Genomic DNA, 12,413 nt, shown 5'->3' on the forward strand with positions numbered 1-12,413 from the left:
ATCGGGTTCCTAATCGGCGCATCCCCGCCTTGCCAAGATCAAACTGGCTTGTTTTCGACCTGCCATGTCGCTTTTTGCCCGATTTTCGCCCTCTCTTGCCCCTGCGGCAGGGTCGCGCGCCATTGACGCCCCTTCCGCCCCCCCCTACGACTTTCGCAAAGGGGGACCGCCATGACGAAACGCCATCACGCCTTGATCGTGGTCGATGTTCAGAACGACTTCTGCCCCGGTGGCGCGCTGGAGGTCGAGCGCGGCAACGAGATCGTCCCCGGCATCAATGCGCTGATGGGTGATTACGAAGCCGTCGTGCTGACCCAGGATTGGCATCCCGCCGACCACCTGTCCTTTGCCGACAACCATCCGGGCGGCAATCTGTTTCAGGTGGTGCAGATGGATTACGGCCCGCAGGTGCTGTGGCCCGCGCATTGCGTGCAGAACACGCCGGGCGCGGCCTTTCACCGCGCGCTGAATGTCGCGTGCGCCGACATGGTGCTGCGCAAGGGCTTTCGGCGCCAGATCGACAGCTATTCGACCTTCTTTGAAAACGACCGTGTGACGCCCACCGGGCTTGAGGGTTACCTGCACGCCCGTGGCCTGACCGATCTGACCTTTGTCGGGCTGGCCACCGATTTCTGCGTCGCCTGGTCGGCGGTCGATGCCGCGCGTCTGGGTTTTTCGGTCAGCGTGCGCATGGATCTGTGCCGCGCCATCGACCTTGAAGGCTCGCTTGCGCGGGCGCAGGACGACATGCGCCAGGTCGGCGTGCAGATGAAAGGTTGACCGATGGTTGATATCGCCACCCGCGTCTATAACCACAAATGGCAGATCGACCCGATCGTGCGGTCGCTGATCGACACCGATTTCTACAAGCTGTTGATGTGCCAGTCAGTGTTTCGCAACCGTCCCAACACCGATGTCACCTTCAGCCTGATCAACCGTACCAAATCCATCCGCCTGGCCGAGATCATCGACGAGGCCGAACTGCGCGAACAACTGGATTACGCGCGCGGCCTGCGGCTGTCGCGCGGCGAAAGCACCTGGCTGCGCGGCAACACCTTTTATGGCAAGCGGCAGATGTTCCGCCCCGACTTCATGGAGTGGTTCGAGGGTTTCCAGCTCCCCCCCTATCACCTTGAAAAGAAGGACGGCCAGTTCGAGCTGACCTTTGCCGGCAAGTGGCCCGAGGTGATGATGTGGGAAATCCCCGCCCTGGCGATCATCATGGAGTTGCGGTCGCGCGCGGTGCTGAAGGACATGGGCAAGTTTGAATTGCAAGTGCTGTATGCCCGCGCCATGACCCGCGTCTGGGAAAAGATCGAGGCGCTGAAAGGCGTTGCCGGGCTGAAGATCGCGGATTTCGGGACGCGCAGACGGCACTCCTTCCTGTGGCAGGACTGGTGTGTGCAGGCGATGATCGAGGGGCTTGGCCCGGCCGATCGCGGCGGCGCCTTCACCGGCACCTCGAACTGCCTGATCGCCATGCGCCGCGATATCGAGGCGATCGGCACCAATGCCCACGAATTGCCGATGGTCTATGCCGCCTTGGCCGACAGCGAGGATGAACTGCGCCAGGCCCCCTATCGCGTGCTGGCCGACTGGCATGAGGAACATGACGGCAATCTGCGCGTCATCCTTCCCGATACCTATGGCACCGAGGGATTCCTGAAGAACGCCCCCGACTGGCTGGCAGGCTGGACCGGTATCCGCATCGACAGCGGCGATCCGGCGACCGGCGCGGAGACCGCGATCCGCTGGTGGACCGAGCGCGGCGAGGATCCGACGAAAAAGCTGGTGATCTTTTCCGACGGGCTGGATGTCGCGCGGATCACCGAATTGCATAACCAGTTCGCGGGACGGGTGCGGGTCAGCTTTGGCTGGGGCACGCTCTTGACCAATGACTTCCGCGAACTGGTGCCGGGCGACGCCCTGGCCCCGATCAGCCTGGTCTGCAAGGCGGTCGCCGCCAATGGCCGCCCGACCGTCAAGCTGTCGGACAACCCCGAAAAGGCGACGGGCCCAAAGGATGAGATCGCCCGATACAAGCGGGTGTTCGGTGTCGGCGATCAGGCGCGCTTCAAGGTTGTCGTCTAGCGTTTTGCAGCGCCGCTCTTGAGCATTTGTGAACAGAAGAAGCTGCTTACTTCTGTTTATAAATACTCACGGCGCCCCGCGCGGGGTCAAAGCCCAAGCCGATCAAGCGCGGCGTCAAGGGCGCCGGGATCGTCGATTTCCAGCCGCACGGGCAGGGTCAGCACCTTCATACGGAACGCGGCGGGCAGGCGCACGGCGTCCTTTTCGGTGGTGACCATCTGCGCGTTCAGCGCAGTTGCCTCGGCCTCGATCCGGGCCATCAGCGCGCGGGTCAGCGGCTGGTGATCGCTCAGCGCCTCGGACCGCACCAGATCGGCATTCAGCGCGCGCAAGGTGGCAAAGAACTTTTCCGGGTGGCCGATCCCGGCAAAGGCTAAAAGCCGCTGGCCCGCCCAATCCATGCCGGTTTGCAGCGGCGCCAAGCGCCCGGTCAGATGCGGGCGCGGCGCGATGGACTGGCCCCACCGGGCGGCAAAGGTCGCCTGCGCCGCCGCGGGGCCGATCGACAGCACCAGATCGGCGCGGGCCAGCCCGACGGCCACCGGCTCGCGCAGCGGCCCGGCGGGCAGGCACAGGCCGTTGCCAAAGCCGCGGATCGCATCGACGACGATCAGCGACAGATCCTTGGCAAGATCGGGATTCTGAAAGCCGTCATCCATGACGATGGCCTGCGCGCCGGCCGCCACCGCCGCCTGTGCCGCCGCTGCCCGGTCGCGGCCGATCCAGACCGGCCCGAACGCGGCCATCAACAGCGGCTCATCGCCCACGTCATCGGCGCCGTGGCGCGTGGGGTCGACCTGCACCGGGCCACTCAGCCGCCCGCCGTGGCCCCGGCTGACGACATACGCCGCGATCCCGCGCGCGGCCAGCATCTGCATCAGCGCGATCACCGTGGGCGTCTTGCCGGTGCCGCCGGCATTCAGATTGCCGACGCAGATCACCGGCACCGGCAGCCGCAAACCGGCCCCGCGCGCCAGCCGCCGCGCCGTCGCCTGCGCATAGATCGCGCCCAGCGGCTGCAACAGCCGGGCGCGCAGGCCGGGCGCGTGCGGCGGGGTGAACCAGAAACCGGGCGTGCGCATCAGATCATCCCCCTCGGGCCTGCCGGGCGGTCGCCAGCTCGGTCAGGATGTCCTGCGCCACGACATCCGCCACCGCCGCCCCACCCGAGGTCACCGCCCAGGCGGCATGGGCCAGTTCGGCGGCCCGGTCGGGCGCGATCAGCTCGGCCAGGGCGTCGGGCAGATCGGCGGGGCCTGCAATCGCGCGCGTCGCGCGGCCAGTGTCCAGACGCCGGTAATCATCGGGCGCGCGGTCGGTGGCGGGACCGTGGATGATGGCCGATCCCAGGGCGGCTGGCTCCATCGGTGAGCGGCCGACGGCATCAGGGGTCAGCGTGCCACCCATCAGAGTGACCGGGGCCAGCCGATACCAAAGCCCCAATTCGCTGCGGTCGGTGGCCAGCAGCACCTGATCGTCGTCCTGTGGATCCTCATCAAGGTCGCGCCGCGCCACCGACAGGCCCGCCGCCGCCAGTCGGTCGGCCAGGGCGTCGATATCGCTGCCCTCGGCGGGAATCAGGATCAGCAGCAGACGATGCGCCAGCCGCAGCGCGGCGTTCTGGGCGACGATCACCGGCTCGATCTCGCTGTCGGGCAGGTCGATGGCGGCCCACATCGGGCGGCCCGACAGGATTTGGGCCATCGCCGCGCGTTCGGTCTCGGCACAGGGCAGGGGGTCGGTGACATCGGCAATCGGGCCGGTGACGTCGAACAGTGCGCCAGGCACGTCCAGCCGCCGCAGCACCCGCGCCGACAGTCGATCGGCCAGCAGGATCCGGCAGAACGACCGGATCTGGTCGCGCCGCGCCGCGCGCTGCCAGGGCCAGGCCAAGCCCTGCGGCGGATCGAAGCGCGCCTCGACCGCCATCACCGCGACACCGGCGGCGCGCGCGGCCGCGGCCAACGCCAGATCGGGATGCGCGCCGATCAGCACCCCCAGATCGGGCGGGTCGCGGTTCAGCGCGTCCTCGGCCCAGCCGGGTTGGCGCATCGCCGCCGGATCGACCAGCGGCAGCGCCTGCGCCAGAGGGTCATCGGCGCCCGCTTCGGGCAAGAGCGCCGGATCGACCCCCGCCGCCACGGACAGGATCACCTGCGGCGCGGTTGCGGGCGCCAGCAACCGGCGCGCGATCCGCCGGGCAGGCGACACGGCGGCGTCATCACCGATGTGCAGCCAAAGGCGCGACGGCGCATCCTGCGACCGCGCCACCCGCGAGGGTGGCGTGCCATTGCCCAGCAATCGTGTCAGCCAATGCACGCGCGGTGCCGCCATGCCCGTTCCTTTCAAGGCCCGCGCCACCCTAGGCCCAGTCGGCCCGGCCCTCAAGCGGTGGCGCGAGGGTTAACGGACGGTTGACAGAAAACAACGCATTTTCAGCATGTTGAAGTTGAAGTGAATCGTCTGCCGGGCTAGTAATCAGGCATCGGCCAGGACGGCCAGAACCAGTTTCAAGCGCGGAGTGTGGGGCGCATGGGGACGGAGGGTTCTGGCGGGGGCCGGAACCCTCCGGGTTTTTCTGGGGGCTGTTGGTTTTTGGTTGGCGGGGTTGCTGGGCCGGTCGCCCCATCGTGCAATAACCCGCCTGTGCGCCGTGCTACGGTTCCAAGCCGTGCGCCCGCCGATGCTGCGCTGGCCAACGGCCTAACCCACCGCCATCAACCCGAGCCGCATGCGGCCGCGCGTCCAAGCCCGGCCTGCAACCCCGCCCGCGCCCGTCCTCTCACGCGCCGTCACAGCGCCTGCACATCCATGTCAGCGCCGATTTTCCCCGGTGCAGGCGCTGCGTGGCCGCCCTATATTGCCTGCATGAAACGTCGCACCGCCCTGTTGGCCCCGCTCTTCGCCCTCGTGCTTGCCACCCCCGCGGCGGCCGAGAGAATCTCGTTGAACGAACTGTCGCGCTATCTGAACGGATTGAAAACGGTGGTGTCGGACTTCACCCAGATCAACGCCGATGGCACGATCTCGACCGGCACGGTCTATATCTCGCGCCCCGGTCGGGTGCGGTTCGAATATGCGCCGCCGGACAAGACGCTGGTGATGGCGGGCGGCGGGCAGGTCGCGGTGTTTGACGGCAAATCGAACCAGGCGCCCGAGCAATACCCGCTGTCGCGCACCCCGCTGTCGATCATCCTGGCCGACAATGTGAACCTGGGCCAGGCGCGCATGGTCACCCAGCACCGCGAGGAAAAGAATACCACCACCGTGACCGCCCAGGATCCGGCGCATCCCGAGTATGGCAACATCAAGATGGTGTTCACGGCCAAGCCGACCGAGCTGCGGCAGTGGGTCGTGACCGACAACACCGGCCAAAAAACCACGGTGATTCTGGGCGATCTGAAAAAGGGTGTCGAGATCGGCCCCTCGCGCTTTTCGATCCCGACCGAGGTCAACAAGCGCCGCTAAGGCAGACGGGGCGCCGCGTGGCGCCCCGTTTCGCTCAGATCCTGCCGCAGGCCGCAAGTTGCGCGCGATAGCGGTCGGCACGGGTGCCGACGCGGGTGGCGACGTTCAAAAGCCAGGGCTTGCCGAAATGGCTGCCGCGCGAATAGCCGCCGCGACCTTCGTGATAGGCCAGATATTGCGCGCGTGCGTCCCATTTCGACAGGCCCAGGCGGCGCGCGCTGCCATCCATGTACCATCCCATGAAATCGGTGGCGTCGCGGATGTCGTCACGCCGGGCGCGACGGTTGCCGGTTTCCTTCTGGTATTCCTCCCAGGTGTTGTCCAGCGCCTGACTATAGCCAAAGGCCGAGCTTTGCCGCCCCACCGGGATCACCCCCAGCACATATTGGTGCGGCGTCCGGGCGTCGCCGATGAACTTTGATTCCTGATGGATCGTCGCCATCTGCACATGGATCGGCACGCCCCATTTGCGTTCGGCCTGGCGCATCGCGGTGAGATAGCGGGGGCGCTCACTGACGATGGCGCAGGCGTCCTCAAGGTTCCTCGGGGCCTCGAACCGTCCGCCGCCGCACGAGGCCGCGAACAGCAGCACCGCCAGATGCAGCAGGCGGCGACCGCGCAATGGGCGCGGACTGTCGGTTTCGGGGGCCGTGCGGTTGCGCGTGTCGCGGCGGGTGCGGGCTGCCTGCGTCATTGCCTGTCCTTTCGGGCCGCGCCCTTGCGCCGGCCACTGCTCTGCCGATGTGACCCTGTTGCGGGTTCTTGACGGCGAAAATAGGGCAGTTTCACCGATCTGGAAAGCGGCTTCGCAGCGCCCTGGGGCGCATGGTGGACAGCAGCAGTCACAAAAGAGTAAACAGCCGGCAAGGAGTCGCCGATGCAACCCACCAGTGCCAAGTTCCAGATCGGGCAGGTCGTCCGCCATCGCAAGCATCCGTTTCGCGGGGTGATCTTCGATGTCGACGCGGTGTTTTCCAATACCGAGGAATGGTACGAGTCGATCCCCGAGGACGTGCGACCCGACCGCAACCAGCCCTTTTATCATCTGCTGGCCGAAACCGAGGCGACCTATTACGTGGCCTATGTGTCGGAACAGAACCTGATGCCCGACGCCTCGGGTGAGCCGGTGGAGCATCCCGATCTGGGCGACATGTTCGGCGATTTCGACGGCGATCGCTATGCGCCGCAGCGCCCGCTGAACTGACGCCGCCCCAGTTTCCGCCTCGAATCCGCCTCGCGTGACGCGGCGTCCAGTTTGGCGCCTCCTCATCCAATGGTTGAGCGGCGGCGCAGAACAAGCCCGTTCCGACAACCGGCGGTATTATTACTGAACGGTGTAGGTCATTAATAAGACGCGCAGTTTTTTCTGCATGTGATAGATCAGGCGCAGGCGCCGCCGATGTGGGGCCATCAGTATTTTGTCGGGATGTGAACCCATGAGCCTTGATCTTCTTTCCAATCTGACCGCCGAACAGCAGGCCGTTGCCATGGTCGGGCGCCTGCGCCCCGTGACCAACCAGAACGGGCTCAAGGAAAACTCGGGTGTCTATATCGGCGGCGGCATCGTGCTGACCGGGTCGCGGTTCTTCACCGCCTCGAACCCGACCGATGGCGAAATCACCCAGATCAAGGTGCAGATCAGCCGCGGCATCGACGGGCTGGAGCAGCCGATGGTCAATGCGACCGGCGTTTATGATCTGACCTCCAGCAAGGATGCGGTCGCCGAAACCGCCGCCATCCGCATTCAGGATCCGGGCACCGCCAAGATCGGCATGGTCATCTATTCCGATCCCGCCAAGGTCGCGGGCACCATGGTTGTCGCCGCCTACGACCGCGCCACCGATGCCGCCGTGCCGGGCTTTGCCGCCGTCAACCTGACCGAAGGCAATCTGATCACCACCACGCTGCCCAACCGCACGACCACCAGCACCCTGTGGTCGCTGGATAACTGGCCCGAAGGGGCCATGCCCGGGTGGGAGGGCGGCGGCGCCTATCAGCAGCTTGACCCGTTCGGCGATGGCCAGGGCCGGACCTATGTGGCCGGGGTTTATGTCGGCTATAATCTGGTCGACCCGCTGTCCAGCACCTATCAGTCGCTGGCCGCCAAGCTTGAGGCCGACGGCCTGTCCGCCGACGCCTTTGCCCGCAACCTGCTGGTCGGCAGCGAAACGCAGCGCCTGCAAACCGGGACGTTCTTCCACGAAGACATCCTGGGCACCGACAGCACCGTGACCACCACGACCACCTGGGATGGCTGCCACTATCGCACAACCTATACCGAGGTTGGCGGTCAGGACACAATCTATGGCATGGGTGGTGATGATTACGTCCTGTCCAAGGGCGGCAATGACTGGGTGGACGGCGGCACCGGCAATGACACGGTGGATGCCGGCAATGGCCAGGACACGGTTTACGGTGGCGCCGGAAATGACCTCCTGAACGGCCAGAACGGCCATGACTTTCTGTCGGGCATGGATGGCAATGACATCCTGAACGGGGGTTCGGGCAGCGATTCGCTGACGGGCGATGCCGGGGCCGATGTGCTTGACGGCGGGGCCGACAGCGACCGCCTGTGGGGTGGCGATGGCAACGACATCGTTCTGGGCGGCGACGGCTGCGATTACCTGATGGGCGAGGCCGGCAACGACGTGCTGACCGGCGGCATGGGCCGCGACGTCATGTCGGGTGGTTCGGGCTGCGACACGTTCGTGTTCAAATCGGCGGCCGAGATCGGCAATGCCAACTGGTGTAACGACAACCGCGACCGGATCACCGATTTCGTTTCGGGTCAGGACAAGATCGACCTGTCGGCCATCGACGCCAACAGCCTGTGCGGTGGCAACCAGTCCTTCAACTATATCGGCGGCTGGTGCTTCTCGGGCTGGGGTTGGTCCTCGTCCTGGTCGGCGGGCGAACTGCGCTATTCCTGCGGCGTGCTGTCGGGCGATCTGAACGGCGATGGCTGCGCCGACTTCCAACTGGTGCTTGAGGGTAACCCCTGCCTGCGCCCGACCGACATCATCCTGTAATCACAGGGCAACACAGTCTGGAAGGCCCGGCATTGCCGGGCCTTTCCGCTATCCCTCGGCCTGATCCATCAACCCGCGCAGCCAGCGACCGGCGGCCCATGTCGCCGGGATGCCCAGCGGGATCGCCCAGATCATCGCCTGCATCGGCGGGATCGCGGGCAGGTCCAGGGCCAGCCCGATCAGCCCCAGCAGGAACAGGTTGATCGCCACCGCCGCCGCGACAAAGGGATACAGCAACAGCGCCAGTTTCCACACCGGCCAACGGGCCATGGTCTCATCCTTCGGGGCGGTGGTCATGGGCGTGGCCCCTTCGCGGTTGGTTGATCGGTGGCGCCCCCGACGACCGTGCGCCTGGCCTCCGCCGCCGCCGTCAGGCTGGCGGCAATCAGCGCGGGAACGCCCGGATGTTCGCCGATGGGGGGCAACAGCGGGCCGCGAAAACCGGCCAGCGTCAGGGCTTCGGGCAGGTCGTCGGTCACATGGCCCGCGCTAAGCGCGAAGAACGGCAGGCAGACACCCGATCCCAGATCCCGCGCCGCATCCTCCAGCCGGGGGGCTTGTTCGACATAGCCCGTCACCACCCGCCGGTAGCGGCCAGATGCGCGCAGGCAGGCCGCCACCCCCTCCAGCGTGTCGGTCGAGGTCTTGGAGACCTGCGATCCGTGGCCTGCCAGCAGCACGTCATCGGCACCGCTCAGCGCCTGTTCGATCAGCCCCGCCAGATCGCGTTCGGTGCCAAAGGGCGGCAGTTGCCGCGCGTGCTTGACCCCGGCCCGGTCCAGACGGCGCGGCACTTCGCGGCGGGTGAAAAACCCCTCGGCCATGAAGAACGGATAGATCAGCGGCGCGACCATGCCCGCCGCTGCCGCCTCGATCGCGCCCCGCGCGGCCAGCGTCGCGCCGCGCAGCCGCAGCCCCGGCGCAAGCGCGCCGACCGCCGCCGCCAGGGCCTCGATCACCGCCTGTTGCGGGGCGGGGTCGGATGGCTGGCCATGCGCCAGAATGATTGCGTCAGTGACTTGTGCCATCGCTGAAGGTGATCTTGTTCCAGACGTTGTACTTGCCCGAGGGCTTGCGCATCGGCAGGCGTTTCACCTCCTCCAGCGTCCTGGCATCATAGACGATCACCGCGCCGTCGTCCTCCCAGATCGAGACGAGGGCATAGCGGCCGTCGCGGGTGAACTCGGTATGGGCGACGGTCTTGCCGGGGGCGGGGTCCAGCGTCTTGACGATCTCAAGCGTCTCTTTGTCGATGATGTGCATCTTGTCCTTGTTCGGGCCGAAGAACACATCGGCCCAGACATAGGGGCTGGTTTCATGGCTGCGCAGGAAGAAGCCGGGGCCAAGCGTCTCGATCTGCTTGACCAGCGTCCAGTCCTGCATGTCGATCACCGACAGCACGCCATCATTCAGATGCGGCGTTGCCATGACCCGGCGGCCGTCGCGCATCCAGGTAATGCCCGACCCCAGATGCGGCATACCCGGCAGCGGCAGTTCGGCAATGGCCCGGCCCACGTCAAGGTTGACGACCACGCCCTTGGTGCCTTCGCGGTTGGTGCCGATCAGATTGCGGTAATCGGGCGAAAAGAAGAAATCGTCCAGCGGCTCATCCACCAGGATGCGGCGGCGGGCGAACAGGCCCTGTTGGGCGCCCAGGCTTTCCTCCATCGATTTTTCGTGGCTATGCACGAAGCCGTCGTAAAAGGGGCCTGCGTCCTCGGTCGTGCCGATTTCCCAGATCTCTGGGGCGTCTTTCAGGGCAAGGATAAAGGATTTGCGCTGCGGCGCCTGATAGACGGCGCTGACGCGGGATTCGCTGCCGTCGCGGGCGGTGACGGGCACGACATTGGCCACCGACAGATCATCGGTCGACAGGATGGTCAGCGTGCGCGGCAGGTAATTGGCGACCGCCAGCCATTTGCCATCCGCCGACATGGCGATGTTGCGCGCGTTCAGCCCGGCGCGGATGCGGCCGACCTCATGCAGGGACCAGATGTCATATTTCTGCACCCAGCCATCGCGCGACATGACAAAGACAAAGCGGCCATCGGGGCTGAACTTCGGCCCGCCGTGGACGGCATAGGGCGTTTCAAAGCGGTCGATGACCGTCAGCGTGTCGCCATCCAGCACGCTGATATGGCTGTCGCCGGTTTCCACGACCAGCGTGATGTTCATCGGATCGGCGTCAAAGACCGGCTTCTGGGCGGGTTGATAATCGGGGTTCATCACCCGGCTGGCGGTGATTTCGCCCTCGCCCCAGACCGGCGGCTGATCCAGAGGCGTGGCGATATAGGCGGCCAGCTCAGCGATCTGGTCGGGCGAAAGCTGGTCGCCAAAGGCGGGCATCTGGGTCGAGGGGCGGCCTTCGGTGATGGTGTGGATCAACGCCTCGGGCTTTTGGCGGCCCAAGGCCTCTGGGATCAGGGCGGGGCCGGTGCCGCCCAGCCGGGTTTCGGCGTGACAGGTCGCGCAATGTTCGACGTAAAGCGCCGCCGGATCGGCCAGGGCGGACGTGGCTGCAAGGGCCAGGCCGGTTGCCAGGGCGACACGGCGGATGCCTCCGGCGGGGATACTTTTGCCAAGAAGAAAGGGCATGACGGGCCTTCAGAAGAACTGGTGGGCAGGGTCGTGGCTCTTGCCACGGAAGGGCGCATTGGTCAGCCGGTCGAGGTCATCCTCGACCCCGATCTCGGCATTGGTCAGATAGCAGGCGGGATCTTCCGCCCAGGGGTCGCCCGTCAGTTGCAGGGCGCGGATGCGGGTGTTGCCGCCGCAAACATCCTTGTGCGCGCAGGCCCCGCAGCGGCCCTTCAGCGGGCGCGGGCGGGTGCGCAACGTGGCCAGCATCGGGTCATCGCCGGTCCACCAGGCGCTGAAGGGTTTGTCCTTGACCGATCCGACGGTGTAGTCCGACCAATAGGTATCGGGATGGACCTTGCCTTGCGGGTCGATATTGGCGACCCCCAGACCCGAGGAATTGCCGCCCCATGCCGTCAGGTGATCGCGCATATGGGCGACGGCCTGCGGGTCGAACCTGTCGCTCGCCCAGTTCAGGAACCAGACCGCATCGGCATCATTGTTGCCGGTCACGACCTCAAGCGGGCCGCCCGCCGCCACCGCTGCCCAGGCGCGGTCGATCAGCAGGTCCATGGCTCGGCGGGTGCGGTCGTGTTCGGTATCCTCGCCGCGATGCTTGTCGCCGCGCCCGGCATAGACAAGGTGGGACAGATAGAACTTGTCCACGCCCTCGCCCTCGCACAGGTCCAGCATGGCGGGCAGGTGGTGGGCATTGCCCTCGGTGATGGTAAAGCGCAGGCCGACCTTGACGCCGCGGGCCTTGCAGGCGCGCAGCCCCGCCAATGCCTCGGCATAGGCGCCGTCAACGCCACGGAACCAGTCGTTCACCGCGCCGATCCCGTCCAGCGAGATGCCGACGTAATCAAAGCCCAGATCGGCCACGCGCGCCGCAGTGTCGCCGCCCAGTTTGGTGCCGTTGGTCGACAGCGACAGATGGCGAAAGTTCAGATCGCGCGCGCGTTCGGCCAGTTCCCAGAAGTCAAAGCGCGACAGCGGTTCGCCCCCCGACAAAATCAGTGCGGGGATGCCGAAGCCGTGCAGATCCTCCAGCACGGCCATCGCCTGTTCGTGGGTCAGCTCGCCCGGAAACGGGCGGTCGGCCGAGGTGGTATAGCAGTGCCGGCATTTCAGATTGCACGACCTTGTCAGGTTCCAGATCACCACCGGTTTGACCGGGCCACCCGTGCCACGGCGGCGCACCGGGGTGGGGGCGATCAATTCGCGCATGTATTGGGTCAGGCGAAACAT

General features: G+C 66.1%; 12 protein-coding genes. 5 read left to right on the plus strand and 7 right to left on the minus strand.

Features of this window, described 5'->3' with window-relative positions:
* Window positions 1-171: 171 nt before the first annotated feature.
* Window positions 172-780 (plus strand): bifunctional nicotinamidase/pyrazinamidase, encoded by a 609-nt coding sequence (gene pncA, locus ACEYYA_RS00205; protein ID WP_374796358.1) that lies wholly within the window; start codon window positions 172-174, stop codon window positions 778-780.
* Between the two features lie 3 nt (window positions 781-783).
* Entirely contained in the window at window positions 784-2,091 is a 1,308-nt protein-coding gene (gene pncB, locus ACEYYA_RS00210) for a nicotinate phosphoribosyltransferase (RefSeq protein ID WP_374796360.1), read from the plus strand.
* Window positions 2,092-2,177: 86 nt separating this feature from the next.
* On the opposite strand, the gene lpxK is transcribed toward pncB, so the two are convergent.
* Together lpxK and ACEYYA_RS00220 are read right to left on the minus strand one after the other, a co-directional pair.
* Window positions 2,178-3,173: a tetraacyldisaccharide 4'-kinase gene (gene lpxK, locus ACEYYA_RS00215; RefSeq protein WP_374796362.1), complete on the minus strand. Its 996-nt coding sequence runs from the start codon at window positions 3,171-3,173 to the stop codon at window positions 2,178-2,180.
* 4 nt (window positions 3,174-3,177) lie between these two features.
* On the minus strand, window positions 3,178-4,425 hold the full coding sequence (locus tag ACEYYA_RS00220; protein WP_374796364.1) for a hypothetical protein: 1,248 nt from the start codon (window positions 4,423-4,425) through the stop codon (window positions 3,178-3,180).
* Between the two features lie 534 nt (window positions 4,426-4,959).
* Between ACEYYA_RS00220 and ACEYYA_RS00225 the strand changes: the two genes are divergently transcribed.
* The gene (locus ACEYYA_RS00225; protein ID WP_374796366.1) at window positions 4,960-5,559 is read left to right on the plus strand and encodes a LolA family protein; all 600 of its coding nucleotides are present in this window, start codon (window positions 4,960-4,962) and stop codon (window positions 5,557-5,559) included.
* A gap of 34 nt (window positions 5,560-5,593) precedes the next feature.
* Here ACEYYA_RS00225 and ACEYYA_RS00230 read toward each other — a convergent pair whose 3' ends face one another.
* Window positions 5,594-6,253 carry a transglycosylase SLT domain-containing protein gene (locus ACEYYA_RS00230; protein ID WP_459253764.1) on the minus strand — a complete coding sequence of 220 codons (660 nt, stop codon included), beginning with the start codon at window positions 6,251-6,253 and terminating at the stop codon, window positions 5,594-5,596.
* A gap of 183 nt (window positions 6,254-6,436) precedes the next feature.
* On the opposite strand from ACEYYA_RS00230, the gene hspQ reads away from it, so the two are divergent.
* Window positions 6,437-6,763, plus strand: a complete 327-nt coding sequence (gene hspQ, locus ACEYYA_RS00235) for a heat shock protein HspQ (protein WP_374796368.1) — start codon at window positions 6,437-6,439, stop codon at window positions 6,761-6,763.
* Window positions 6,764-6,995: 232 nt separating this feature from the next.
* Window positions 6,996-8,588: a M10 family metallopeptidase C-terminal domain-containing protein gene (locus ACEYYA_RS00240; RefSeq protein WP_374796370.1), complete on the plus strand. Its 1,593-nt coding sequence runs from the start codon at window positions 6,996-6,998 to the stop codon at window positions 8,586-8,588.
* 48 nt (window positions 8,589-8,636) lie between these two features.
* On the opposite strand, the gene ACEYYA_RS00245 is transcribed toward ACEYYA_RS00240, so the two are convergent.
* From ACEYYA_RS00245 to nirJ, 4 genes are read right to left on the minus strand one after another with little or no spacing between them, the layout of a single operon-like run.
* Complete coding sequence (locus tag ACEYYA_RS00245; protein WP_374796372.1) at window positions 8,637-8,885, minus strand: hypothetical protein; 249 nt, start codon at window positions 8,883-8,885, stop codon at window positions 8,637-8,639.
* Window positions 8,882-9,616 carry a sirohydrochlorin chelatase gene (locus ACEYYA_RS00250; protein ID WP_374796374.1) on the minus strand — a complete coding sequence of 245 codons (735 nt, stop codon included), beginning with the start codon at window positions 9,614-9,616 and terminating at the stop codon, window positions 8,882-8,884. Before ACEYYA_RS00250 ends, ACEYYA_RS00245 begins: the two co-directional genes overlap by 4 nt.
* Window positions 9,600-11,183, minus strand: a complete 1,584-nt coding sequence (locus ACEYYA_RS00255) for a cytochrome D1 domain-containing protein (protein WP_374796376.1) — start codon at window positions 11,181-11,183, stop codon at window positions 9,600-9,602. Before ACEYYA_RS00255 ends, ACEYYA_RS00250 begins: the two co-directional genes overlap by 17 nt.
* A 9-nt stretch (window positions 11,184-11,192) precedes the next feature.
* Window positions 11,193-12,413, minus strand: coding sequence for a heme d1 biosynthesis radical SAM protein NirJ (gene nirJ / locus ACEYYA_RS00260; protein ID WP_374796378.1), 1,221 nt, complete (start codon window positions 12,411-12,413; stop codon window positions 11,193-11,195).

The organism is Paracoccus zhouxuedongae (genome assembly GCF_041927815.1).
In the GTDB taxonomy this organism is placed as follows: domain Bacteria; phylum Pseudomonadota; class Alphaproteobacteria; order Rhodobacterales; family Rhodobacteraceae; genus Paracoccus.

Excerpts from the sequence above, each read along its gene's own strand:
- ACEYYA_RS00240 (WP_374796370.1), top strand. The coding sequence starts at position 6,996 with ATGAGCCTTGATCTTCTTTCCAATCTGACCGCCGAACAGCAGGCCGTT.
- nirJ (WP_374796378.1), bottom strand. The coding sequence starts at position 12,413 with ATGTTTCGCCTGACCCAATACATGCGCGAATTGATCGCCCCCACCCCG.
- pncA (WP_374796358.1), top strand. The coding sequence starts at position 172 with ATGACGAAACGCCATCACGCCTTGATCGTGGTCGATGTTCAGAACGAC.
- ACEYYA_RS00245 (WP_374796372.1), bottom strand. The coding sequence starts at position 8,885 with ATGACCACCGCCCCGAAGGATGAGACCATGGCCCGTTGGCCGGTGTGG.
- ACEYYA_RS00225 (WP_374796366.1), top strand. The coding sequence starts at position 4,960 with ATGAAACGTCGCACCGCCCTGTTGGCCCCGCTCTTCGCCCTCGTGCTT.
- hspQ (WP_374796368.1), top strand. The coding sequence starts at position 6,437 with ATGCAACCCACCAGTGCCAAGTTCCAGATCGGGCAGGTCGTCCGCCAT.
- pncB (WP_374796360.1), top strand. The coding sequence starts at position 784 with ATGGTTGATATCGCCACCCGCGTCTATAACCACAAATGGCAGATCGAC.
- ACEYYA_RS00220 (WP_374796364.1), bottom strand. The coding sequence starts at position 4,425 with ATGGCGGCACCGCGCGTGCATTGGCTGACACGATTGCTGGGCAATGGC.
- ACEYYA_RS00250 (WP_374796374.1), bottom strand. The coding sequence starts at position 9,616 with ATGGCACAAGTCACTGACGCAATCATTCTGGCGCATGGCCAGCCATCC.
- lpxK (WP_374796362.1), bottom strand. The coding sequence starts at position 3,173 with ATGCGCACGCCCGGTTTCTGGTTCACCCCGCCGCACGCGCCCGGCCTG.
- ACEYYA_RS00230 (WP_459253764.1), bottom strand. The coding sequence starts at position 6,253 with ATGACGCAGGCAGCCCGCACCCGCCGCGACACGCGCAACCGCACGGCC.
- ACEYYA_RS00255 (WP_374796376.1), bottom strand. The coding sequence starts at position 11,183 with ATGCCCTTTCTTCTTGGCAAAAGTATCCCCGCCGGAGGCATCCGCCGT.